27 protein-coding genes are annotated in these 23,555 nt (G+C 67.7%); 21 read left to right on the forward strand and 6 right to left on the reverse strand.

The features are described from left to right. Positions 1–103: 103 nt before the first annotated feature. From HGB39_RS35425 to HGB39_RS35435, 3 genes are all read left to right on the forward strand, one after another. The gene (locus tag HGB39_RS35425) at positions 104–1,381 is read left to right on the forward strand and encodes an MFS transporter (RefSeq protein ID WP_005566319.1); all 1,278 of its coding nucleotides are present in this window, start codon (positions 104–106) and stop codon (positions 1,379–1,381) included. Between the two features lie 91 nt (positions 1,382–1,472). Beyond that, positions 1,473–1,949 (forward strand): VOC family protein, encoded by a 477-nt coding sequence (locus HGB39_RS35430; RefSeq protein WP_005566320.1) that lies wholly within the window; start codon positions 1,473–1,475, stop codon positions 1,947–1,949. A 26-nt stretch (positions 1,950–1,975) separates the two neighbouring features. Next, positions 1,976–2,368, forward strand: coding sequence for a VOC family protein (locus HGB39_RS35435; protein ID WP_043789633.1), 393 nt, complete (start codon positions 1,976–1,978; stop codon positions 2,366–2,368). Here HGB39_RS35435 and aztA read toward each other — a convergent pair. Further along, positions 2,349–2,984, reverse strand: a complete 636-nt coding sequence (gene aztA / locus HGB39_RS35440; RefSeq protein ID WP_005566322.1) for a zinc ABC transporter ATP-binding protein AztA — start codon at positions 2,982–2,984, stop codon at positions 2,349–2,351. The two genes, HGB39_RS35435 and aztA, sit on opposite strands and share 20 nt — an antisense overlap. 18 nt (positions 2,985–3,002) lie before the next feature. On the opposite strand from aztA, the gene aztB reads away from it, so the two are divergent. The 4 genes from aztB (at position 3,003) to aztD (ending at position 7,292) form a co-directional block, all read left to right on the forward strand. Beyond that, the gene (gene aztB, locus HGB39_RS35445; RefSeq protein ID WP_037204472.1) at positions 3,003–3,857 is read left to right on the forward strand and encodes a zinc ABC transporter permease AztB; all 855 of its coding nucleotides are present in this window, start codon (positions 3,003–3,005) and stop codon (positions 3,855–3,857) included. A 13-nt stretch (positions 3,858–3,870) separates the two neighbouring features. Continuing rightward, a complete protein-coding gene (locus HGB39_RS35450; RefSeq protein ID WP_005566323.1) occupies positions 3,871–5,145 on the forward strand; it encodes a hypothetical protein in 1,275 nt (424 codons plus the stop codon). A gap of 5 nt (positions 5,146–5,150) precedes the next feature. Beyond that, on the forward strand, positions 5,151–6,062 hold the full coding sequence (gene aztC, locus HGB39_RS35455) for a zinc ABC transporter substrate-binding protein AztC (protein ID WP_005566325.1): 912 nt from the start codon (positions 5,151–5,153) through the stop codon (positions 6,060–6,062). 75 nt (positions 6,063–6,137) lie between these two features. Next, a complete protein-coding gene (gene aztD, locus HGB39_RS35460; RefSeq protein WP_043789636.1) occupies positions 6,138–7,292 on the forward strand; it encodes a zinc metallochaperone AztD in 1,155 nt (384 codons plus the stop codon). A 16-nt stretch (positions 7,293–7,308) separates the two neighbouring features. On the opposite strand, the gene HGB39_RS35465 is transcribed toward aztD, so the two are convergent. From HGB39_RS35465 to HGB39_RS40420, 3 genes are read right to left on the reverse strand one after another with little or no spacing between them, the layout of a single operon-like run. Then, complete coding sequence (locus tag HGB39_RS35465; protein WP_005566328.1) at positions 7,309–7,728, reverse strand: carboxymuconolactone decarboxylase family protein; 420 nt, start codon at positions 7,726–7,728, stop codon at positions 7,309–7,311. Between the two features lie 43 nt (positions 7,729–7,771). Further along, positions 7,772–8,608 (reverse strand): serine aminopeptidase domain-containing protein, encoded by an 837-nt coding sequence (locus tag HGB39_RS35470; RefSeq protein WP_005566329.1) that lies wholly within the window; start codon positions 8,606–8,608, stop codon positions 7,772–7,774. Continuing rightward, complete coding sequence (locus HGB39_RS40420; protein WP_080606173.1) at positions 8,605–8,751, reverse strand: transposase; 147 nt, start codon at positions 8,749–8,751, stop codon at positions 8,605–8,607. Before HGB39_RS40420 ends, HGB39_RS35470 begins: the two co-directional genes overlap by 4 nt. A gap of 77 nt (positions 8,752–8,828) precedes the next feature. Here HGB39_RS40420 and HGB39_RS35480 point away from each other — a divergent pair, with 77 nt between their 5' ends. From HGB39_RS35480 to HGB39_RS35490, 4 genes are all read left to right on the forward strand, one after another. Continuing rightward, positions 8,829–9,989, forward strand: a complete 1,161-nt coding sequence (locus tag HGB39_RS35480; protein ID WP_005566331.1) for an RNA-guided endonuclease InsQ/TnpB family protein — start codon at positions 8,829–8,831, stop codon at positions 9,987–9,989. Between the two features lie 262 nt (positions 9,990–10,251). Continuing rightward, positions 10,252–10,401, forward strand: coding sequence for a hypothetical protein (locus HGB39_RS39310; protein ID WP_005566332.1), 150 nt, complete (start codon positions 10,252–10,254; stop codon positions 10,399–10,401). A gap of 31 nt (positions 10,402–10,432) precedes the next feature. Further along, entirely contained in the window at positions 10,433–10,939 is a 507-nt protein-coding gene (locus HGB39_RS35485) for a hypothetical protein (protein WP_005566333.1), read from the forward strand. A 75-nt stretch (positions 10,940–11,014) separates the two neighbouring features. Continuing rightward, entirely contained in the window at positions 11,015–11,386 is a 372-nt protein-coding gene (locus HGB39_RS35490; RefSeq protein ID WP_005566334.1) for an MmcQ/YjbR family DNA-binding protein, read from the forward strand. Here the strand turns inward: HGB39_RS35490 and HGB39_RS35495 are convergent. After that, entirely contained in the window at positions 11,367–12,719 is a 1,353-nt protein-coding gene (locus tag HGB39_RS35495; protein ID WP_064080658.1) for a TIGR01777 family oxidoreductase, read from the reverse strand. The two genes, HGB39_RS35490 and HGB39_RS35495, sit on opposite strands and share 20 nt — an antisense overlap. Before the next feature lie 59 nt (positions 12,720–12,778). Here HGB39_RS35495 and HGB39_RS35500 point away from each other — a divergent pair, with 59 nt between their 5' ends. Next, on the forward strand, positions 12,779–14,260 hold the full coding sequence (locus tag HGB39_RS35500; protein WP_005259093.1) for an SDR family oxidoreductase: 1,482 nt from the start codon (positions 12,779–12,781) through the stop codon (positions 14,258–14,260). Here HGB39_RS35500 and HGB39_RS35505 read toward each other — a convergent pair. Further along, complete coding sequence (locus tag HGB39_RS35505; protein ID WP_005562250.1) at positions 14,239–14,841, reverse strand: lipocalin family protein; 603 nt, start codon at positions 14,839–14,841, stop codon at positions 14,239–14,241. The genes HGB39_RS35500 and HGB39_RS35505 overlap by 22 nt on opposite strands. 195 nt (positions 14,842–15,036) lie before the next feature. Between HGB39_RS35505 and HGB39_RS35510 the strand changes: the two genes are divergently transcribed. The 9 genes from HGB39_RS35510 (at position 15,037) to HGB39_RS35550 (ending at position 23,477) form a co-directional block, all read left to right on the forward strand. Then, positions 15,037–15,696 (forward strand): fasciclin domain-containing protein, encoded by a 660-nt coding sequence (locus HGB39_RS35510; protein ID WP_005562251.1) that lies wholly within the window; start codon positions 15,037–15,039, stop codon positions 15,694–15,696. Between the two features lie 173 nt (positions 15,697–15,869). Next, entirely contained in the window at positions 15,870–16,517 is a 648-nt protein-coding gene (locus HGB39_RS35515) for an alpha/beta hydrolase family protein (protein ID WP_005562253.1), read from the forward strand. After that, a complete protein-coding gene (locus tag HGB39_RS35520; protein ID WP_054246550.1) occupies positions 16,510–17,850 on the forward strand; it encodes an NAD(P)/FAD-dependent oxidoreductase in 1,341 nt (446 codons plus the stop codon). The genes HGB39_RS35515 and HGB39_RS35520 overlap by 8 nt, the downstream gene beginning before the upstream one ends. Beyond that, the gene (locus tag HGB39_RS35525) at positions 17,847–18,587 is read left to right on the forward strand and encodes a DUF1365 domain-containing protein (RefSeq protein WP_043787624.1); all 741 of its coding nucleotides are present in this window, start codon (positions 17,847–17,849) and stop codon (positions 18,585–18,587) included. The genes HGB39_RS35520 and HGB39_RS35525 overlap by 4 nt, the downstream gene beginning before the upstream one ends. Further along, positions 18,584–19,966 carry a class I SAM-dependent methyltransferase gene (locus tag HGB39_RS35530; protein WP_043787620.1) on the forward strand — a complete coding sequence of 461 codons (1,383 nt, stop codon included), beginning with the start codon at positions 18,584–18,586 and terminating at the stop codon, positions 19,964–19,966. Before HGB39_RS35525 ends, HGB39_RS35530 begins: the two co-directional genes overlap by 4 nt. Then, positions 19,963–21,273, forward strand: a complete 1,311-nt coding sequence (locus tag HGB39_RS35535) for a class I SAM-dependent methyltransferase (protein WP_005562260.1) — start codon at positions 19,963–19,965, stop codon at positions 21,271–21,273. The genes HGB39_RS35530 and HGB39_RS35535 overlap by 4 nt, the downstream gene beginning before the upstream one ends. Continuing rightward, on the forward strand, positions 21,270–22,070 hold the full coding sequence (locus HGB39_RS35540) for a DUF1295 domain-containing protein (RefSeq protein WP_005562262.1): 801 nt from the start codon (positions 21,270–21,272) through the stop codon (positions 22,068–22,070). Before HGB39_RS35535 ends, HGB39_RS35540 begins: the two co-directional genes overlap by 4 nt. A gap of 98 nt (positions 22,071–22,168) precedes the next feature. After that, positions 22,169–22,747, forward strand: coding sequence for a sigma-70 family RNA polymerase sigma factor (locus HGB39_RS35545; RefSeq protein WP_005259110.1), 579 nt, complete (start codon positions 22,169–22,171; stop codon positions 22,745–22,747). Further along, positions 22,740–23,477, forward strand: coding sequence for an anti-sigma factor (locus HGB39_RS35550; protein WP_005562263.1), 738 nt, complete (start codon positions 22,740–22,742; stop codon positions 23,475–23,477). The genes HGB39_RS35545 and HGB39_RS35550 overlap by 8 nt, the downstream gene beginning before the upstream one ends. The last annotated feature ends 78 nt before the right edge of the window (positions 23,478–23,555 follow it).

Consider the following 23,555-nt stretch of genomic DNA (forward strand, 5'->3'; position numbering starts at 1 on the left):
GTGGAGTAGCCGATGTTTGACAGGCAACTATGGCGCGCCACACAATGAGTGCGCTCATAGAACCGGTGTTCGTATCGCGAACCCGCCGAATGTCGAGGACATCATGACCACTTCCCAACGAAGCGCCGCCCGCGCCTCCACCGCCCTCTGGGTCGCGCCCCTCTGCTGGGTAGCCGTGCTGCTCGACGGCTTCGACCTGGTGGTCCTCGGCGCCGTCATCCCTTCACTCCTCGACTACGAGGACTGGGGTCTGACCACCGGAACGATCACGTTCATCTCGACATTCGGCCTGGTCGGCATGACCATCGGCGCACTGGTCATCGGTACGCTCACCGACGTCATCGGACGCCGGCGGGCCCTCCTGTATGCCGTTGCGGCGTTCTCCGTTCTCACGCTCCTCTGCGCGGTCGCGCCAAACCCGTTCTTCTTCGGACTGTTCCGCTTCCTGGCTGGGGTCGGACTCGGCGGCGCACTGCCGACTGCGCTGGCCCTGGTCAACGAGTTCTCGAAGAGGCAGGGCGGCGGCTCCGCGTCGACGCTGCTGATGACCGGGTATCACGTGGGTGCTGTCGCGACCGCTGCGCTGGCGATCGTGCTGATCGAACCGTTCGGCTGGCGTTCGATGTTCGTCGTCGGCGCCCTGCCCGCCGTGGTCCTGATTCCGCTGATGCTGCGGTATCTCCCCGAATCCCCCTCGTACCTGCTGGCGCACGGCAAGCGCGCCGAGGCCGAGGCCGTCGCGAAGCAGTACGGCCTGGAATTGGAGGCGGCACCCGCAGCCGACGCTCCCGTCGCGGCCTCGGCGAACCCGGTGCGCGCCCTGTTCTCGCGTCCGTTCCTGCGTAACAGCATCGCCATCTGGGTCACCTCGTTCATGGGACTGCTGCTCGTCTACGGCCTCAACACGTGGCTGCCGACGATCATGCGTGAGGCGGGCTACAACCTCGGCGCGTCGCTGACGTTCCTGCTGATCCTCAACGCAGGCGCGGTGGTCGGACTGCTGATCGCGGGCGGCGTCGCCAACAAGATCGGCCCTCGCACGGCGGCCATCATCTGGTTCGCGGGCGCCGCGGTGTTCCTCGCCCTGCTCAGCGTCAAGGTGTCGTTCGGCATCTACGCCCTGGTGTTCCTCGCCGGCTGCTTCGTGTTCAGCGCACAGGTTCTCGTCTACGCGTTCACGAGCGCCAACCACCCGCCGCAGATCCGCGCCACCGCACTCGGCTGGTCGGCCGGTGTGGGCCGGGTCGGCGCGATCTGCGGTCCGATCCTCGGCGGCGTTCTGCTGGGCGCCGGCTACGCGGTGCCGTGGGGCTTCTACGCATTCGCCCTGGTAGGGCTGTTCGGAGCGATCGCCATCTCCTCCACCCGGACGGTGCGCTGAACTCCTGACAGCCGTCCGATGAGTTTCGGGCGTCGGCGCGGTCTATATCGGCGAGGATGAATCGACGAGGACCTGCGAGAGGAACTGCGCCATGAAACCCATCACCCCCTGCCTCTGGTTCGACACCCAAGGCGAAGAGGCCGCGAAGTTCTACACGTCCCTGTTTCCGAATTCGCGGATCACGGAGGTCACCCACTACGGTCCGAACACTCCCGGTCCGGAGGGGGCGGTGTTGACGGTGTCCTTCGAGATCAACGGGCAGCCGTTCATCGCGCTCAACGGGGGGCCGCAGTTCACGTTCGACGAGGCCATCTCTTTCGAGATCCTGTGCAAGGATCAGGAGGAAGTGGACCGGTACTGGGACGCCCTCACCGGCGACGGCGGCGAGGAAAGCCAATGCGGTTGGGTCAAGGACCGTTTCGGCGTCTCCTGGCAAGTGGTGCCCGAGCGGCTGTACGAACTCATGCGCGACCCGGACACCGAGAAGGCACAGCGCGCCATGCAGGCCATGCTGAAGATGCGCAAACTCGACGTCGCCGAACTCGAGAAGGCGTTCGCGCAGGCGTGACGCCTGCCGACGAGAGGGTGGACGGTATGAGCGCGGACGGCAAGACCCACATCAACGGGGTGCACACGGTGGCGGTCCCGGTCACCGATCAGGATAGGGCGCTCGAATTCTATGTGGGCACACTTGGTTTCGAGCGTCGCATGGATGCGGAGTTCAGCCCCGGACAGCGGTGGGTGGAGGTGGCGCCACCGGGATCGGCGACGTCGATCGCGCTCGTCCCGACCCGTGACGGCGTCCCCGCGGGCGTCGAGACGGGCATCCGCCTCACCACCTCGGACGCCGACGCCGATCATGCGACCCTGGCGGCGAACGGCGTCGACGTGGACGCGGAGGTCTTGCGGATGGGCGACTACGTGCCGCCCATGTTCTATTTCCGGGATCCGGACGGAAACAAACTCGTCATCGTCGAAGTGGGGTGAGCTGCACCCCCGACGACAGGGTCAGCACCTGGTCGGCGCGTTCCGCGTCGTGGGATTCGTGCGTGGCCACGACGACGATCGCACCCCGCGCCGCTTCTTCGCCGACGACGTCGCCGATCACCGCGCGGGCCTCCGCGTCGAGACCGGTGGTGGGCTCGTCGAGGAGCAGCAGGTCGCCGCGTTGCACGAGCGCCTGCGCGAGCAGGGCGCGTTGACGCTGCCCGCCCGACAGTGTGCCGATCCGCCGTCGGCCGAGATCCGCGAGACCGAGCCTGTTCAGCGCCTCGTCGACGGCGTCACGGTCGCCGGGAGTGAGCCGCCGCCACAATCCACGTCGGTGCCAGGCCCCCATGGACGCCGCCTCGCGCACGGTCAGCGGTAGCTGATCGCTCACCGCATTGCGTTGCGGCACATATGCCGTTCCCAACCCCTTCGTGCCGTCGATCCGTCCCGTCGTCGGTCGCGCGATGCCCGCCAGACACTGCAGGAGCGTCGACTTCCCCGAACCGTTGTGCCCCACGACGGCTGTGACGGTACCCGGTGTGAGCCGCACGCTCACACCGTTCAACGCCGGGGTCGGGCCGTACCGGACCGCGATTTCGCTTACGACAATCATTATCGTTAGATTAGCAGAGTGCAGTGGCTACTCGACCCCCTGATGGTGTCCTTCGTCCGGCGCGCGCTCTTCGCGGGAATGCTGGTGTCCGTCCTCTGCGGCCTGGTGGGCACGTGGGTCGTGTTGCGCGGCATGGCCTTCATGAGCGAGGCCATCTCACACGGCATGCTGCCCGGGGTTGCCGTCGCCTATCTCGCCGGCGCGAATCTCCTCCTCGGCGCGGCCGCGAGTGCGGTCGTCATGATCCTCGGCGTCGCCTGGGTGTCGAAGAATTCGCGACTGTCCGAAGACACCGGGATCGGCCTGCTGTTCGTCGGCATGCTCGCACTGGGTGTCGTGATCGTCTCGCGCGCACGGTCGTTCGCGGTCGATCTCACAGCCTTCCTGTTCGGTGACGTCCTGTCGGCGACACGGGGAGATCTGATCTGGCTCGCGGCGGCGGCCGCCGTCGCCGGGATCGTCTCGGTGATCGCATACCGCCCCTTCGTCGCCCTCGTCTTCGACGAACGCAAGGCCCACACCCTGGGTCTGCAGCCGCGGTGGGCGCACCTCGCGCTCCTCGCACTGGTGGTCCTCGCGGTGGTCGCCTCGTTCCGCATCGTCGGCACCCTGCTCGTGTTCGGCCTCCTCGTCGCTCCATCCGCTACCGCAGCACTGTTCGGCAGGTCGATCGGCGCGACGATGGCGATTGCCGTGCTCCTCGGATGGTCCGCCACCTTCGCCGGGCTGATCGTGTCGTGGAATGCCGACACCGCCGCGGGCGCGACGATCGCCGGAATCGCCGTGCTCCAGTTCTTCGTCGCGGCCCTGGCCCGGTCGGCGGCGCGACGACTTCGGCCTGCCCTCTTGCCCACTCCGATTCCCGTTCGATAGATGGAGACCACGAATGCCGAACACGACCCTCGCCCGCGCAGCAATTGCCGCGGTCGCCGCGCTGACGCTCGGCGCCTGCGCATCCCCACAAGAGGAGGCCGCATCCCCCGACGGCCGGAACCAACCGGGTAGCGACCTTGCCGCCGAGGCCGGATCCACCGAGGTCGAGGGGCCCGAACCTCGGCTCGTCGTGTCGGACGCCGACTCCGGTCGCGTGGACGTGCTCGACCTCGCGACGGCAGAGACTCTCCATTCGTTCGAGTTCGACAACCCGACGCGGGTGACGACGGTGAAGGACCGCTACGCGTTCGCCGTGGACGGCGCCGGCGGCGCCGTGCATGTCGTGGACGCCGGTTCCTGGACCATCGATCACGGGGACCACACCCACTCGTACACCAAGCCACCGGTCGAACTCGGCGCCCTCGAGGGCGGCAAGCCGGCGCACGTGATCGAAGGCGACGACAAGGTGGCGACGTTCTTCGACGGCGACGGACTCGCCCGCGTGATCGACTTCGCTGCGCTCCGCAAGGACAGCATCGACGTCGGGACCGTCGTGGACGCCGACGCACCGCACCACGGCGTCGCCCTCCCGATCGCCGACGGTTTCGTGGTGTCGCGCTCGGCCGCGAACGGAACCGGTTCCCGCCCCGGCACGTTCGAGGCCCACACGGCGGACGGGCAGGTCGAGCAGAGCTTCGACACCGCCTGCCCGAACATACAAGGCACGGCCGTGTCCGACACGGGCGTACTGGCCGCGTGCGACGACGGACTGTTCCTCGCGACCACCGCGGCCGGGGCGTGGATGTCGGAGAAGGTTCCGTACCCGGCGGGCATCGACGCCGCCACCCGACCCACGTCGTTCCGCGGACACGACGGCCTGCCGATCCACGTCGCCGCCGCCGGACCCGCCGCCACCAACGTCGGGGTGCTGGTCTTCGATGCACGCACCCGCGGGTGGACGCACGTCCGGACCCCGGACCGCGCGCTGAGCGTCGCAGTGGCGGGCGACGGTCGCTCCGTGTTCGCGGTCCTCGCGGACGGCACCTTCCGCATGTTCGACACGACGACCGGCGCGGAGACCGCTTCCTCGCACGTGCTGGCCACCCCCTACGACTGGAGCGACGAGTCCGCGACCCCGCCTGCCGTGGTCGTCGGCGGCACCCGCGCGTACGTCTCGGATCCCGCATCGAAGACGGTGACCGAGATCGACTTCCGGGACAACGCGCGGGTGGCGCGGACTCTCGACGTCGGAGTCGCCGCGTCCACCCTCGGCGTGGTCGGGCTGTGAGCAGAATGCGGCGCCTACTGCCGCTGACCCTCCTGACCGCACTCGCGGCACTGTCCGTGACCGGGTGCACCCCGGGCGCGTCCGACGGGCCCGTGGTGGTCGTGACCACGAACATTCTGGGCGACGTGGTGCAGAACGTCGTCGGCGACCAGGCCGACGTGAAGGTGCTGATGCCGAGAGGCGCCGATCCCCATTCGTTCGAGATCTCCGCATCGGACGCCGCGCGCGTGGAGCGTGCCGACCTCCTCGTGTCGAACGGTCTCGGACTCGAGGAGGGAATCGGCAAGACCGTCGACACCGCACGCTCCGAGGGTGTCCCGATCCTGCAGGTCGGTGAGGCCGTGCGGCCGATCGAGTACCGTTCCGGAAAGTCCACGGGCACCATGGATCCGCACATCTGGACCGATCCGGACCGGGTACGCGAGGCTGTTGCACTGATCCGCGACGCGGTGATCGAACACGTGCCGGAGATCGATGCGGGAGCCGTCCGCACGAACTCGGACAGCTACGCCCGGCAACTCGAGGAACTCACTGCCCGGATGGCGGACAGATTCGCGACCGTCCCCGCAGATCGGCGAAAGCTGGTGACCAATCATCATGTCTTCGGTTATCTGGCCGAACGTTTCGGCTTCGATACCGTGGGGGCGGTGATTCCCAGCGGAACCACCCTGGCGTCGCCCAGCGCGTCGGACCTCTCGGACCTCGCCGCGACGATCACCGCGGCGAGGGTTCCCGCGATCTTCGTCGACTCCTCCCAGCCCGATCGGCTCGCGCAGGTAATGGCCTCGGAGGCCGGTGTTCCCGTGGACGTCGTCTCGCTGTTCACGGAGTCACTGGGCGAGTACGGCTCGGGCGCGGGCACGTACATCGAGATGATGGATTCGAATTCCCTGGCGATCGCGGAGGGCCTGGCGTAGCGATGCATTCACACATGCACACTTCCGACTTTGACAACCGTTTGCATTAAGAGTTAATTCTCCTGGGTGACCCTTATGCGTAGACCTCTCCCCACCGCCGTTGCCGCCGTGGCACTCTCGGCGACACTTCTCACGTCCTGCTCCACCGACTCCGGCGCGGCCGAAGCGACCACCACCAACTCGGCCGCACCGCGGCTGGCACTGAGCTACGACGGCGGCGTGCTGGTTCTCGACGCGCAGAGCCTCGACGTGGTCGGTTCTGCCGAGGTGGACGGATTCACCCGGCTCAACCCCGCAGGCGACGACCGGCACGTGCTGGTCAGCACCGGAAACAGTTTCGCCGCCCTCGACACCGCCGAACCTGCCCTCACCGACGTCGCGTTCGAGGCGAAGACGCCCGGCCACGTGGTCCGGCACGACGGCAAGACGATGCTGTTCGACGACGGCACCGGACTGGTGCGCGTGTTCGATCCGGCCGGACTCTCCGAAGGAACACCCGACACCACCGAGTACACGACGCCCGAGGCGCATCACGGAGTGGCCGTGGAACTCTCGGACGGCAGCCTGCTCACCACCGTCGGCAACGAGGACGAGCGCACCGGCATCGTCGTACTCGACCGCGACCGCAAGGAGATCGCACGCAACGAGGACTGCCCCGGTGTGCACGGCGAGGCCGTCGCCGCCGACGAGACGGTGGTGGTGGGATGCCAGAACGGCCTGCTGATCTACCGGGACGGCGTCATCACCAAGGTCACCAGCCCCGATCCCTACGGGCGCATCGGCAACCAGGCCGGCGACGAGGATTCACCGATACTGCTGGGCGATTACAAGACCGACCCCGACGCCGAACTCGAGCGCCCCGAACGGGTCTCGCTCACCGACACCGCCACCGGACAACTCACCCTCGTCGACCTGGGCACCAGCTACACGTTCCGCTCGCTCGGGCGCGCCCCGCACGGTGAGGCACTCGTCCTCGGCACCGACGGCGCCGTGCACGTGATCGACCCGAACAGCAAGGCGGTGAGCCGCACTGTCGACGTCCTCGATCCGTGGACGGAGCCGGACAAGTGGCAGTCGCCGCGGCCTGCGCTGTACGTGCAGGACCACACCGCCTACGTGACCGACCCCGCGGACAAGAAGATCCACACGATCGACCTCGACACCTGGACCGTATCCGGGCAGGCCGACCTGCCGGAGATCCCGAACGAGATCACCGGCGTCACGGGCTGATTCGCATACCGCGGGGTCAGTCTTCGGTTTCCAGCGGTCCCAGTTCCGCGTCGAGCGCCTCCTGCAACACGGCCATCGCCGACAACCCGGCGGGGGCGCCGCAGTAGGCGCTCGCGTGGATCACCGCTTCGACGACCTCGGTGCGGGACAGACCGTTTCGCAGTGCACCCCGCACGTGACCCTTCAGCTCACCGTGTGCACGCAGCGCGATGAGCATGCCGAGGTTGAGGAGGCTGCGGCTTCGCCGGTCCAGCCCCGGCCGGTTCCACACGGCGTCCCAGACGTGCTCGGTGACGAACTCCTGCAGCTGCTCGCTGTCGGTCCCCGCCGTGCGAGTGAGTGCCCGCTCGACGAAGTCGGGGCCCATCACCTCACGCCGTACCGTCAGACCCGCCTCGACGGCCGGACTCCGCTTCCCGGGTTCTTCACTGGTCATGAGTTCACTCCTGTTCACAGCGCCTACGTGTTCGGGAGTCACTCTACGAGTCGACGCGATCGGCGCGGGTGAGTGCGACGACGTCTCGGACGGAGTGGGCGTGCGGGATGTGCCCGAGCCCACCCTCGTACCGCAGCCTCCGCGGGAGCAGCCCGTCGGCCGGGTTGACCGACGCGTGGGTCCGCGAGCGGGCCACCCTCGATCGCCATCGTCCCGGGCGCGACTCGCGCTCGGTCGCGTCGCCGACCCTCACCACAAGCGGAGTGACACCGAACCGGATCCGGGCGTAGCCGAGCGCAACCGCCAGGGCGTCGTTCACCCCGGCCACCGTCGCACGACCACGCCTCCCCGTGCTCAACCCGTGCCCGGGGAGGTCCACGACGACGACGTCGAACCCGTTCTCCGCCAATTCCGCGGCGAACGGGGTGAGATACCGCGCGTGGAGTCCGGGTGGCGCGGGCAGGACCACGGTGGCTGAGCCGCCCGACTCCACGGTGGCTGAGCCGCCCGACTCCACGGTGGCTGAGCCGCCCGACTCCACGGTGGCTGAGCCGCCCGACTCCACGGTGGCTGAGCCGCCCGACTGCGCCGCGTGAACTTCGGCGTGCACGGCCCCGGTCGCCGCGGGAATCTGGACGTGTTCGAGCCCGCGGCCGTCGACGCCGACGAATTCGGACGCCGGCTCCAGCGCCGCCTCGCAGGCGATGCGGCGCTCCAGGGCATCTTCCCTGCGCAGCACGGGTTTCCCCTGCAGAAGGATCATGACGGCCGCCGACTCCCGGGCCGTCAGCGTCGGTGCCCAGCCGGTTGCCTCGGTCAGGCGCGTCGAATCGACGACGGTCTCGCCCGCGGTCACCCACTGGCCGGAGTAAATATTCACAGAGACACCCCTCGACACCGTTGACTGGCCGGTGGGTGGTGGATCAGCAGATGTACATGATCGGCGTCGCCATTGCACTCGGTCAGCGTCACACCGAACTTGTCACACCCCTCTGCCATGATCTCCTCACAGTGAATGAGCATCGGATCAGAACGCGCCTCGCCGATACTCTTTGGGCCACAAAATATTCGACCCGGCGCGCGGTGAAGGGGGTGCGGGTGTGAAACGGGTGGTGAAGATCAAACTCGCACCCACCGACGCGCAGGCGCATGCCCTGCACGAGACGCTGGTGTTGTGTAACACCGCCGCCGACGTGGTGTCACGGGTCGCGCAGGCCGTCGAGGATCGCCGCGCGTTCGCCCTGCAGAAGGCCGTCTACCACCAGTTGAAGGCGCTGGGGCTGTCGGCGCAACCGGCGGTCCGCACGATCAAGAAGGTCGCGGACGCCTACGCGACGCGGGGCGCGAACCTTGAGGCCGGTAATTATGGCCCGCGTGGCGGCAAACGCGCCACGGATATCGCCGCCACGGCGATCGGGTTCCGGGCGTTGGCGGCGCAACCGTTCGACGATCGGTGCCTGTCCTGGCAACAGCAGGATTCGACGGTCAGCATCTGGACGTGCGAAGGTCGACTCAAGGCAGTGCGGTACGTGTGCGCGCCGTGGCAGCGCGAACTCCTGGAGCACCGTTGCGGTGAAACAGATCTCGTGTTCCGCGACAACATGTGGTTCCTCTACGCGACTGTCGACGTCCCGACACCCGAACCGGTGGTGGTCCAGGAGTTCCTCGGCGTCGATCTGGGGATCGTGAACCTCGCGGTGACCTCTGATGACACGGCTGCGTCGGCGGACTGGTCCGGTGGGGCCGTCACGGCGCGCCGCACCAAGTACGCGCGGACCCGGCGGGCCCTGCAAAAGGTCGGGTCGAAGTCGGCGAAGCGGAAGTTGCGAGGGCGTCGTGAGAAGGAGCATCGGTACGCCACCGATATCAATCTTCAGATTTCGAAGACTATTGTTGCCCAGGCGCAACGCACCGGTCGTGGGATTGTCCTGGAAGACCTTTCCGGGATCCGCGAGCGGGTACGGCTGGCCAAGACTCAGCGGCAACAACTGCACTCGTGGGCGTACGCGCAGTTGCGGGACTTCATGACCTACAAAGCCGTGTCGGTGGGCGTTCCCCTGGTGGTGATCGATCCACGTAACACCTCGCGGACGTGCTATCCGTGCGGACACGTCGACAAGGCGAACCGGACCACACAGGATCGGTTCGTGTGCCGGATGTGTGGGCATGTCGATCAGGCAGATCACAATGCCGCGTTGAACATCGCCTACCTCGGGTATGTGCAGTACACGACTACGACGCGAAGTCATCGGGCCGTCTAATCAACCGGCCTACAGTCGGCGGGTCCCTGACAGCCAGTCAGGGACGCGACTGGCAAACCCGGCCCTTCAGGGCCGGATACGTTGATAGCCATCGATACCAATCTCCCCGCGGTGTGCACGATCGGGATTCCTCCGTTGATTCGGAGCGTCGCCGATCCGGTTTGGTGACCGACGCCGACCAGGCAGGTCGGATAGGCCATCGCTCGTGCCCCTGTGGATATTTCGGGAGATCCGGCTTTTCGAGAACAATTCGAGGATTGTCATGACCGCATTGATGGCCCGTGAACACGCAGCGCTGACGTCCTTTCTGCTCGGCCTTGCCACCTACCTGGACGAGACACACCTGCTCACGCTCGAAGGCAGAGACAGCGGAGCGATCGGTCGCTTCGGGGCCCAGGCGGCACCGCACTGACCATCTCCAAGGAATCCGGCGGGCTGGGGCCGTGCGGGTGCAGCGGGCGATCGCGCTGATCCCCGCCGACCTCGTTCTCCTCAACGGCGCCGACGACCCCGACGGCCGACACGAGATGACCGGGTACCTGTGGTTCGGCATGCTCGTCACCGCGAATTACCTGGGCGCGGCGAGCGCGCTGCTCGAGCGGCTACTGGCGGCGGGCAAGGACGACTACGAGGGTTACGTGCGCGCCGCCGCCGACGTGGAGAACGCGATGGCCGCGATCGAGAACATCGCCCGCGCCGTCGACGAAGGCGAACGCGGACAAGACATCTCGGTGCGGCTACTGTTCTCGCGCATTGCGATTCGTGACGCGCTCGTCCGCGCCTCCGCGGCGGCCGTCGAATCGCTCGGCGGGATCGCGTTCATCACATCCTCCGACATCGGCTACCTCACCGCCGCCGTCCACGCATTCGCCTTCCACCCGCCGTCACGGCGATCGGTCTCCGAATCGCTCGCCAAGTTCCACGCCGGAGACGAATTCGCCTTCGTCTGACCCGCCGCGGTCCGGGCTGTCGGTGATCCGGGATATAAAGGTCCCGGACCACCGACCGGCTGCCCAGGAGCTGTGATGCCCACCGAACACGACGTGCGCGCGATGATGCTGGCGCTACCGGAGGCGCACGAAGTGGTGATCGCCAACTGGGGCGACCAGCCGACGTTCCGCGTGCGCAAGAAGATGTTCGGTCTCGTGGGTTACGGCGCCCCCACCGTCTGCCTCAAAGCGACGAAGGAAACGCAGGCGGCTCTGCTGCAGGAGGATCCCGACGTCTTCCTGGTCGCACCGTTCTTCGGGCGGTGGGGCTGGATCGACGTCGTCCTCGACCGCGTCGACGCCGAAGAACTGGCCGAACTCGTCGAGGAGGCCTGGCGCCTCACCGCCCCGAAGCGGGTCGTGGCGGCGTACGACGCCGCGGGGCACGCTACCCCTCGTCGGTCTTGAACCGACCGAGCTGGTGGCGCAGCGCCGTGTCGAGGTCGGGGCGCCGGAACCGGTGGCCGCGGTCGAGGAGCTTGCCCGGGGCGACGCGCTGATCGGCGAGGGCGAGCTCGCGTGCGCCCTGCTCGCCGAGCAGGAGCTTCGGCCCGAAATCGGGGACGGGGAGGAAGGCCGGACGGTGCAGCACCGACGCCAGGACTGCGGTGTACTCCTCGTTGCGAACCGGATTCGGCGCCACCGCGTTGACCGGACCGCTCAGCCCCGCGTCGACGACGGCACGGTGGTAGACGTCGATCAGATCGTCGATGTCGATCCACGACAGCCACTGCGTTCCGGCACCGAGACGACCTCCGAGTCCGACCTCGAACAGCGGCCGTTGCAGACGCAGCACGCCGCCGCTCGGCGACTGGACGATCCCGGTGCGGACGTGGACCACCCGCAGTCCCGCGTCGGCGGCCGGCTTCGCCGCGTCCTCCCAGTCCGCCACGACGTCGGCGAGGAAGCCGTCACCCCGCGGGTCCTGCTCGTGCAGCACCTCGTCGCCCCGGTCGGGGCCGTAGTACCCGATCGCCGACGCACTCACGAAGATCTTCGGTCCCTGCCCGGACGCGGCCGCCACTTCCGCCAGCCGACGGGTGGGCTCGATACGACTGTCCCTGATCGCCCGGCGATGACCATCGGTGAACCGTCCCGCGATGGACGCGCCGGCGAGGTGGATCACGGCGTCGACTCCGTCGAGCAGGTCCGCGGCAGGAGCGTCCGGGTTCCAGCGCCGCTCGTCGGGTGTGCTGGGAGCGCGGCGCACGAGACGGACCACCCGGTGCCCGCCGGTGCTCAGGAACGCGGTGAGGGCGGAGCCGACCAGACCGGAACTCCCCGTCACGGCGATGGTGAGGGGACCGGGCAGGAGGGTGGACGCCCAGTGGTGCCGGTCCATGTCGTCGGCGAGCTGGCGGTGGCGGTAGACGAACGTCGACCGGAGGAAGTGGCCGGGCACGATGGTGTCGACCTGGTCGGTGACCCGGGTCCGGCCCTCGGACACGACGTCGAACGTGTGCGTGTGCCGCCACGGCACCAGCAGTCGCAGCGGCAGCGCGGCCGAATAGTCGACGAACCGGTGCGGAGGGTCGTACGCCTTCGCGTCGTGCTGCGCGATCCACGTCAGGCCACCGGGCATGCGCAGTTCGGCACGACCCGATTCCAGAGACTCGGACTCCTTCGCGAGACTCAGTGGCTGCCAGGGCGGTGAGAGCCGGGTGAACGCCCCGGCCCTCGTGTGCCAGGCGAACAACTCGTCCCGCGAGGCCTCGACCACACTCGAATGTACGATGCCCATGCCCCGACCTTAGCCGCGATGGCGGGCGAGGCGGTGACAACGACGGGTAGCGTGTGGGAATGACGCAGTTACGTGTACTGGTCACCGGTGCCACCGGATACATCGGCGGACGCCTCGCCCCCAGGCTTTCGCAAGCCGGCTACCGGGTGCGGGTGCTGGTGCGTTCACCCGAGAAACTGACCGACGTTCCGTGGGCGTCCGACGTCGAGATCGTCCGCGGCGACCTGAGCGATCCCGAATCCCTTTCTGCCGCTTTCACGGACGTCGACGTCGTCTACTACCTCGTGCATTCGATGGGCGGTTCGGAGGAGTTCGAGGAGGCCGAACGCGTCAGCGCGGAGAACGTGGCCGAGGCGGCCCGCACGTCCGGTGTCGGCCGGATCGTCTACCTCGGCGGACTGCATCCCGACTCCGTGGACCTCTCGCCGCACCTGCGCTCCCGCACACAGGTGGGGCAGATCCTCGTCGACTCCGGTGTTCCCACAATGGTTCTGCAGGCCGGGGTTGTCATCGGCTCCGGTTCTGCGTCGTTCGAGATGATCCGCCACCTCACCAACCGGCTCCCCGTGATGACCACCCCGCGGTGGGTGAACAACCGGATCCAGCCGATCGCGGTCCGCGACGTGCTGCACTACCTCGTCGCCGCGGCCGAGGCGCCGTTGCCGCGCAGCCGCACCTTCGACATCGGTGGCCCCGACGTCATCCGCTACGGCGAGATGATGCAGACGTACGCCGAGGTCGCGGGCCTGCGTCAGCGTCGCATCCTCGTCCTCCCGGTGCTGACCCCGAAGCTCGCCGGTCTGTGGATCGGTCTGGTCACCCCGATCCCCCGCTCACTCGGGCGGGCACTGATCGAATCACTCCACAACGATGCCGTCGCCACCGAGCACGACATCGACGACGTCATCCCACCGCCGAAGGCGGGCCTGACGACGTACCGGGACGCCGTGCGATTGGCGTTGCGGCGCATCGACAACGGCGAGGTGGAGACGACCTGGGCCAGTGCGTCCCCGGTCGGCGCCCCGTCCGATCCGTTGCCGTCCGACCCGGATTGGGCCGGTGAGGTCGTCTACACCGACGAACGCACCAGGGACTGCGAAGCGGACGCCGGAACGCTGTGGAGCGTCGTCGAGAGCATCGGCGGCGAGAACGGGTGGTACTCGTTCCCACTCGCGTGGTCGGTGCGCGGCTGGCTCGACCGCGTGGTCGGCGGTGTCGGACTCACCCGCGGACGCCGGAACCCGAAGCAGCTCAACACCGGTGACCCCTTGGATTTCTGGCGGGTCGAACACATCGACCGGGGATCTCTGCTACGGCTGCGCGCCGAGATGCGGGCACCGGGCGGGGCGTGGCTCGAATGGCGAGTCCACAGTGTGGATTCCGACCGGTCCCGACTCGATCAACGAGCCATCTTCTTCCCGAAAGGCCTCGCCGGACGGCTGTACTGGTACTCCATCATGCCGTTCCACGGAATCATCTTCAAAGGCATGATGGAGAACATCACCGGCTCGGCTGCCCGTCAGACCGTGCAGAGCGGCTGAATTCCTTCTCGGCCACCGGTGGTCGGGGACGTCAGCAACAGGCACGAGTTGTAGCCACGCGATTCCACCACCTGCCGGATCTGCTTCCATCCCGCGTCGTCGACCGCCGGGTTGCGGGAGAGGACGAAACCCGAAGCCCGTGCCGGGTCACCGACGAGCGCCCACGAGTAGTCGTCGGCGATGTAGGTGACCACATAGTTGGTGGGCCCGTCCGGTGAACTCTGGAACGGCACGTCCGGGAAACTCACGTGGAGTTGCGCATTGGTGACCGGATCGGTGACGCGCGCGTTGCCGTTGATTCCGTTCGTCCCTCCCGCCCAGGTGGTGCACGAGTTGGCGACGCTGACGTTCGACGGGTCGACGAGCCCGTACGTCGCCCTGGTGTCCCGCGCACAGTCCAGGTTGAACGGCTGTGGCACAGCGGCCAACTGATACCACGTACCGAGGTACCTCTGAACGTCGAGGGACGGGACGGGTGCGAGCGCACCGGGCTGAGCCTGTGCCGGGCTCGCCGCCAGCACCACGGCCGCAGCGGCGGTCAGCAGTCCTGCGGCGAATCCACGAGCCTTCGAGCGTGACATCTCGGGTCCTTTCACGATTAACGGGCAGCCGGAACAGAGGGCCTGTCCAGCACCCTCTCACGGGGCATTCGACGCCCCTCCCGGATCGGATGGGTCGATCCGGGAAAACCTTCGCCCCATCCGATCGGGAGACCGCTCCGAATGCCTGTCGATGGTGCTCATCCGCACCCACACCGGAGAGAGAGGCAATAACCCATGAACATCACCACACGAGTTCTGGCAGTCGCAGCGAGCACGTCCCTGGTCCTGCTGGGCGCAGCGTGTTCGTCGGACGACAGCGACTCGTCGAGCAGCAGCTCGGAGGCCATGACGTCCGAATCGATGTCGTCCGGCTCGATGACCTCGTCCGCGATGGCCGATCCCGCTGCCAACCTGGTCGGCCCCGGTTGCGCCGGCTACGCCGAGACGGTGCCCGACGGTGCCGGTTCGGTCAGTGGCATGGCGCAGGATCCGGTCGCGACGGCCGCGTCCAACAACCCACTGCTCACCACCCTCACCGCCGCCATATCCGGTCAGCTCAACCCGCAGGTCAACCTGGTCGACACGCTGAACAGCGGGCAGTTCACGGTGTTCGCGCCGGTGGACGCCGCGTTCGCGAAAGTCGACCCAGCCACCATCGAGACTCTCAAGACCGACGCGGCGCTGCTCACCAAGGTCCTGACCTACCACGTCGTCCCCGGCCAGATCGCGCCGAGTGACATCGACGGCCAGCACACGACCGTCGAGGGTGGCACGGTCACCGTCACCGGTTCGGGCGACGACCTGAAGGTCAACGACGCCGGCGTCATCTGCGGTGGCGTCCAGACCGCCAACGCCACGGTGTACCTGATCGACTCCGTCCTGATGCCCCAGTAAGCACCCTCGTCTCACAGTTCTCCGCGCCCGGCGGCATCGGTCCCACACCGATGCCGCCGGGCTTCTCGCGTGCGCTTACGTGAGTGCCACGGTGTGCTCGGGCACGCTTCGCCACTCACGTGAGCGGGTGCTGGTCCGCCCATCCGACACAAAGTCAGCTCCGAATAACGGTTATGGAGAAAGGCTCACCCACCGCCCCGGCGTACGTACTCGTGCTGCCCGGCGGCAAACCACGCAGTCAGGCACCCTCGCGGTTCTGGCACTTGTCGAATCTGCGCATGACCTGGATGGCCTGGTCTCTGAGGTGCACGCTCGGCCGGCACGGAATCGTCGTGGAGCGGCTGCAGTACCGGGTCCGCGGATGGAACGCCCCCGAGACCAGCCCGGTGCACGACGCCCGGGTTGCCGTCGAGCGGGCCCGGCTGCGGTTCGGGGACGTCCCCGTCGCCGTCGTCGGACATTCGATGGGCGGCCGCGTCGCCGCTCACCTCGCTGCGCTCGACAACGTGCGGGCGATCGCCGCGCTCGCACCCTGGTGGCCCGAGTCCGACGGCGAACTGGTGCCTGCCGACCGCAGCCTGATGGTCGCGCACGGAACCGCCGACCGTTGGACGGATCCCACCTCTTCCCGGGTCCAGACCGAGCGGGTGCTGGCTCGCGGGGTGAACGCCTCGTGGACTCCCCTGCCGGGAGCCGGACACTTCATGCTCACCCGGCCTCGCTGGTGGCATCGCATCACCGCCGATTTCGTTCTCGACGCCTTCGCTGCGGAAGGTGTCGTCGCCGCACCGACAGACCGGAAAGCAGGTCGCCATGCATGATTCGGAGAAGCTCGAACGCAGGAACGTCGCGGTGATCGGCAGCGGCGTCGCAGGGTTGACCGCCGCCTACGTTCTGTCCCGCCACGACCGCGTCACCCTCTACGAGGCCGACGCCCGTCTCGGCGGTCACGCCCACACCCACCACCTGGCACTCGACTCGGGCGCAGAAGTGGACGTCGACACGGGCTTCATCGTGCACAACGACCGCACCTACCCCACCCTGCTGCGCCTGTTCGCCGAACTCGACGTGGCCACCCAGGATTCGGACATGTCGATGTCGATCCGATCCGATGTGAGCGGGCTCGAATACGCAGGCGCGAAGGGGATCCGCGGGCTGTTCCCCACCACGCGCACCCTGGCCCGGCCGCGGTACTGGCGGATGCTCGGCGAGGTTCTTCGATTCCACCGCTGCGCCCGTGCCGTGCTCGACACCCCGGCCGACGAGGCTGGTGCGCAGGAACCGCTGCGCGAGTTCCTGAGCCGCAACGGTTTCAGCCCGTACTTCGTCGAGAACTTCATGACACCGCTCGTCGCGGCGGTGTGGTCGTGCGATCCCACGACGGCGGCGCATTATCCGGCTCGCTACCTGTTCAGGTTCCTCGAGCACCACGGAATGCTCACCGTCTTCGGGTCACCCACGTGGCGCACCGTGACGGGTGGCTCCGCCCGCTACGTCGAGAAGGTGGCGGCACACCTCGACGAGATACTTCTCGACACCCCCGTGCAGAAGGTGGAACGCACCCCGGACGGCGGCGCGTGCGTCGTCGACGGCCGCGGCGACGTCCGGTACTTCGACGCCGTGGTGGTCGCCGTTCACCCCCGTCAGGCGCTCGCCATGCTCGGCGACGCCTCGAACCTCGAGACCGAGATCCTCGGCGACATGCCGTATTCGGTGAACCACGCCCAGCTGCACACCGACGAGTCGCTGCTCCCCCGCGCGGAGAACGCCCGGGCCTCCTGGAACTACCTGACGCCCGCCGACAGCACGGACGCCACGGGCGTCATCGTCACCTACGACATGACCCGGCTCATGCGCCTGGACACGGTGCGCGACCGGCGGTTCCTCGTCACACTCGGTGGCAAGCACCTCGTCGACCCGTCGAAGGTCGTCGCCGAGATGACGTACGAGCACCCCATCTACACCCCCGATTCCGTGGCCGCGCAGTCGCGGTTACACGAACTCGGTTCCGGCACCTTCGCCTTCGCGGGCGCCTACCACGGCTGGGGGTTCCACGAGGACGGGGCGCTCTCGGGCCTGCGCGCCGCCGAACGGATCGGCGGATCGTGGGATGCGCACGCCGGGCGACACCGCGAACGGGAGACGGTGTCGTGACCGCGCCGGCGATCTACTCGACGACGATCCGGCACGCACGCACCGAACCCGTCCGCAACAGTTTCGAGTATTCGAGCTACAGCTGGTACGTGGACGTCGACGACCTTCCGCACCTACCCGGGTGGCTCGGTCCGTTCGCCCGCTTCCGCGCCGAGGACCACTTCGAACCCGGCTCCGGTGCCGGCGCGGACACGCTGCGCGCCCGGGTGGATGCGTTCCTCGCCACCCACGGAGTCGACCTCCGCGGCGGGACGGTGACGGCGCTCCTCAACGCGCGGGTGCTCGGCTACGTGTTCAACCCGCTCAGCGTGTACTGGTGCCACGACGTCGACGGCAGCCTCCGCTGCGTGATCGCCGAGGTGCACAACACCTATGGTCAGCGGCACAGCTACCTGATCCGGCCCGACGGCAGCGACCGCGCCGAGGTGGACAAGCAGTTCTACGTCTCCCCGTTCAACGACGTGAGCGGCCGATACGAGATGCGGTTCCCCGAGCCGGGCGACAGGCTCTCGCTGAACGTGGTGCTCCACCGGGACGGGCACGCCCCGTTCACCGCGACGGTGCGGGGAACGCGGCAGCCCGCCACCCGCCGGACGGTCCTGAGGACTCAACTACGCACTCCCCTGGCACCTCTCGTGGTGTCGGCTCGCATTCGTATCCAGGGAATCACTTTGTGGGCCCGTGGACTCCCCGTCACGGCTCGGCCCGACGGCCGGCAGAAGGAGACAGTTCAGTGAGAAGGAACAAGGACACCGGCATGGACGCATCGCCTGCCGTGAGTACCGCCGACCTCGAGTTCACCGGGGAGGATCCGCGGATCGACAACCGGATCTGGCCTGGCCTGGCCGACGTGCCGACCGGTCCGCGTGCCTCGATGTCGGCGAAGGTTGCCGACCGCCTGTTCCGCCGCGCGGCCGCCGACCTCGACGTCCGCATCGAGTACCCCGACGGCACCCTGGTGGGGGCTCGCCGGGAGCAGGAAATCCTGCCGCGCATGATCATCCGCAACCCGGATGCGTTCGCCCGGCGGGTCGGGACGAGCGGCCTCATCGGTTTCGGCGAGTCGTACATGGCCGGTGATTGGACGTCGCCGGATCTCGCCGCGGTGCTGAGCGTGTTCGCCTCACGGATGGCGACCCTCATTCCCCGCCCGCTGCAACGGTTGCGCGCACTGTATGTCGCCAAACACCCCGCCCAGGAACGCAACACCGAGCAGAACACCCGCTCCAACATCTCCCGGCACTATGACCTGTCCAACGAGATGTTCGAGACATTCCTCGACGAGACGCTGACGTACTCGAGTGCACTGTTCTCGACGACCCCGACCCGCGTGGGGCAGGTCCGGGACGTGACGGTCCTGCGGGCACCCGTCCCACAGATCACCCCGAAGTGGGAGGACTTCGCGGACGCGCAGCGCCGCAAGATCGATCGGCTGCTCGACGAGGCCGGTGTCGGTGTGGGAACCAGGCTGCTCGAGGTCGGGACGGGCTGGGGAGAGCTGTGCATCCGGGCGGCGGAACGCGGCGCCGTGGTCCGCTCGGTGACGCTGTCCAGCGAACAGCAGAGCCTGGCCCGCCTGCGCGTCGCCGAGGCCGGCCACTCGGAGACCGTGCAGATCGACCTGCTCGACTACCGCAACGTTGACGGCGAGTACGACGCCATCGTGTCGGTCGAGATGATCGAGGCCGTCGGACATCAGTACTGGGCCACCTACTTCCGGGTGCTCGACAAACTCCTGGCTCCGGGCGGAAAGGTTGCGCTGCAGGCGATCACCATGCCGCACGATCGGATGCTGCAGACCCGCAACACCTACACCTGGGTGCACAAGTACATCTTCCCGGGCGGATTCCTCCCGTCGACCGAGGCGATCGAATCCGTCACCGCCGAACACACCGCGTTGCGGGTGCGGGAACGCCTGAGCATGGGACAGCACTACGCGGAGACGCTCCGGCTGTGGAAGGACCGGTTCGCCGCGCACAGCGCGCAGGCGGAGGAACTCGGATTCGACGAGACGTTCCGCCGCATGTGGCATTTCTACCTCTGCTACTCCGAGGCCGGGTTCCGCTCCGGCTACATCGACGTCCAGCAGTTCGTCCTCGACAAGACGGGAGCATGACCGTGACCGTTGCCGCCGAACTCGACAAGGCGTTGCGTCCGCTCGTCCGCGGGGAATTGCCCGTTCATTTGACCGCGTGGGACGGCAGTACCGCCGGCCCGGTGACGGCGCCGAAGGTGGTGCTGCGCAGTCCCGACGCCCTGCGCCGATTGCTGTGGAGCCCCGGGGAACTCGGGGCCGCACAGGCCTACGTGACGGGTGAGATCGACGTCGAGGGCGACCTGGGCGAGGCCCTGGCACATGTGTGGGCGGTGGCGCGCGAGCGAGGTCTCAGCGGAGTCCGGCCGAGCCCGTGGACGGTCGCGAAGGTGCTGCGCGTCGCCGCGAAGCTGGGTGTCACGGGCGGGCCGCTCCCCGCACCCGCCGCACAGGCGAACATCCGCGGACGGCTGCACAGTCTGCTGCGCGACCGCGCCGCGATCAGTCACCACTACGATCTCTCCAACGATTTCTACGCCTTGATCCTGGACCCGCAGATGGCCTACTCGTGCGCCTATTTCACCCGGAATGCGCCGGGAACACCGCAGGATTCGGACTACGGACTCGAGGACGCCCAGCGGGACAAGCTCGACCTGGTGTGCCGCAAGATCGGACTCGAACCCGGCATGCGGCTGCTCGACGTCGGATGCGGCTGGGGATCGCTGAGCCTGCACGCCGCAGCCGAGTACGGTGCACACGTCGTCGGTGTCACCATCTCCCGTGAGCAGAAGGCGTTCATCGACAAGCGGATCGCCGAGCGCGGGTTGCAGGACCGCGTCGAGATCCGTCTGCAGGATTACCGCGAGGTCCCCGACGGCCCGTTCGATGCCGTCGCCTCCCTCGAGATGGGCGAGCACGTGGGCGAGAAGAACTACGCCCGGTACGCGCAGGCCCTCTACGACAACGCGAAGCCCGGTGCGCGGGTCCTGATCCAGCAGATGTCCCGCACCGGACGCCATCCCGGCGGCGGCCCGTTCATCGAGTCGTTCATAGCTCCCGACATGACCATGCGTCCCGTCGGCGAGAGCGTCGCGTACCTCGAACGAGCCGGGCTCGAGGTACGCGACGTGCATGGTCTCCGTGAGCATTACGTCTGGACCGTCGACGCGTGGCTGGAGAAGTTCGAGTCCCGCTGGGACGACGTCGTCGAGATGGTCGGGCTCGAGATGGCCCGGGTGTGGCGGCTGTACCTCGTCGGCGGCGGGATGAGCTTCGAGCAGGGCCGCATGGGCGTCGATCAGATCCTGGCCGTGAAGCCGACCGCGGCGGGTCGATCTCTCATGCCTGCCGTGCGGGTCGACTCCGCGGGATCCGGCGTGCTCCGATGAACGGATTCGACTGGTCGGACTTCGGCGCCGTCACCGCGGCGAGCGTTCTCGTGCTCGCCGTCCTCCAGGCCGCGACGTTCCTCGTCGGCCGGCGGATCGGACGCTACAACGTCGTCGACGTGTCCTGGGGCCTCGGTTTCGTCCTGGTGGCGCTCGTGGCCGCCGTCATCGGCGACGGCGACACACTGCGCCGCTGGCTGGTGGTGGTGCTCGTCGCCGTGTGGGGCCTGCGACTGACCTGGCACATGTACGCCAAGTCCGCAGGCAAGGGCGAGGACCCGCGCTACGTGGAGATGCTCGACCGGGCGGGCGGCGACTCGCCCGGTGTCGTCGTCAGGAAGATCTTTCTCACCCAGGGCCTCGCGCAGTGGTTCGTGTCGCTGCCGCTGCAAGTGTCGGCCGTCCTCGGTCCCGCATCCGGGCTCGGCGCGGTCGTCGGAGTGCTCGGCGTCCTCCTGTGGGTGGTGGGTGTCGTGTTCGAATCGGTCGGCGACCACCAGTTGAAGGCGTTCAAGGCGGACCCGTCCAACAAGGGCGAGATCATGGACGTCGGCCTGTGGGCGTGGACGCGGCACCCGAACTACTTCGGCGATTCCTGTGTGTGGTGGGGACTGTGGCTCATCGCGGCGAGCGTGTGGCCCGGAGCTCTCACTGTGCTGTCTCCGGTGGTCATGACGTATTTCCTGGTGTTCGCGACCGGCGCGAGGCTGCTCGAGAAGTCGATGTCGCAGCGACCCGGCTACCCCGAATACCAGCAGCGCACCAGCTATTTCCTTCCCTTGCCGCCGAAGCGGTGAGTGCCATGCCGGCATCGCTCGCATCCCCCCGAGTCCCATCGTGGTCACACCGGCCGCAACCTGCTATTAGGCTGTGGATCGATGAACGGAATGGGCCGATGACCGGCGTCGACAGGGACACGGAGAACGTGACGCTGACGGCGTTGCTGGCGCGTATCGCACAGGGCGAGCGGGATGCCTTCAGCGACTTCTACGAACGCACCAGCGCGCGGGTGTACGGGATGGTGCTGCGGGTTCTGCGCGATCCCGGATACAGCGAGGAAACCACCCAAGAGGTGTACCTGCAGGTCTGGAACAACGCGGAGAAATTCGATCCGAAGCAGGGGTCGCCGCTGTCGTGGCTGATCACCCTCGCCCATCGCCGTGCCGTCGACCGGGTGCGGTCCGAGCAGTCCGGCACCGAACGGGAAGCCGCCTACGGCGCCTCGAGTTGGTACGGACCGTTCGACGCCGTGTCGGAGGAAGTCACCCGACGCGGCGACACCAGCGACGTCGTCGATTGCCTCGGCACGCTCACCGAAGTCCAGCAGAGAACGGTGGTACTCGCCTATTACGGAGGGCTGACGTACCGAGAGGTGTCGGAACGGCTGTCCGTGGCGCTTCCCACGGTGAAATCACGAATTCGAGACGGATTGATCAGGCTCAAGCAATGTCTGGGGGTGCAGTTCGATGGATGAGTCCCAGCACGACATCCTCGACCTCGCTCAGGTGTACGCCCTCGACGCCGTCGACGATCAGCAGCGCCTCGAGATCGACACCGCGGTCCAGAGTGCACCGCCCCACGTTCGCCTGGAATTCGACACCGCCGTCCGCAGTGTGCACGAGACGATGGCCGCCCAGTCGGCGTCCACCGCGGTCGAGCCGCCCGCTCACCTGCTCGGGCGAATCCTCGATGCGTTGCCCGGCACTGCCGCTGCGCCCGCACCGATAGCGCTGGACGAGGTTCGTGCGCGCAAGCGCAGGCGTCTCGTGGCGGCGTTGAGTGCGGCGGCCGCGGTCGTCGTCCTCGCCGTGGGTGGCATCACTGTCGCTCAGCAGTTGCAGAGCGAGGACGGCCAACCCGTGCCCGCGCAGATCCTCGCGGCCGACGACGTCCGCACTGCGGTGGCACCGATCGCCGGTGGCGGTTCGGCCACCGTCGTGTACTCCAAGGACGTCGACGCCGGAGTGCTGGTGATGAACGACGTCCCGCCGCCCGCACCGGGTTCGGTGTATCAGATGTGGCTGCTCGGACCGTCGCACGAGCCGGTGTCCGCCGGAATCATGGAAGCCGATGACGTGTCACCGTCGACCACCGCGGTCGTGAACGACATCGACCAGTCCACGGAACTCGGATTCAGTGTGGAACCGCCCGGCGGTTCCACCCAGCCGACCGGCGACATCTTCGCGACGGTGAACCTCGCCTGATACGTGAGTGGCGAAGCGTCCCGCGGGACGCTTCGCCACTCACGTGGGGATTGGTCTGTCAGGCGTTGGCTGCTTTGT

The organism is Rhodococcus opacus (assembly GCF_012396235.1).
In the GTDB taxonomy this organism is placed as follows: Bacteria; Actinomycetota; Actinomycetes; order Mycobacteriales; family Mycobacteriaceae; genus Rhodococcus_F; species Rhodococcus_F opacus.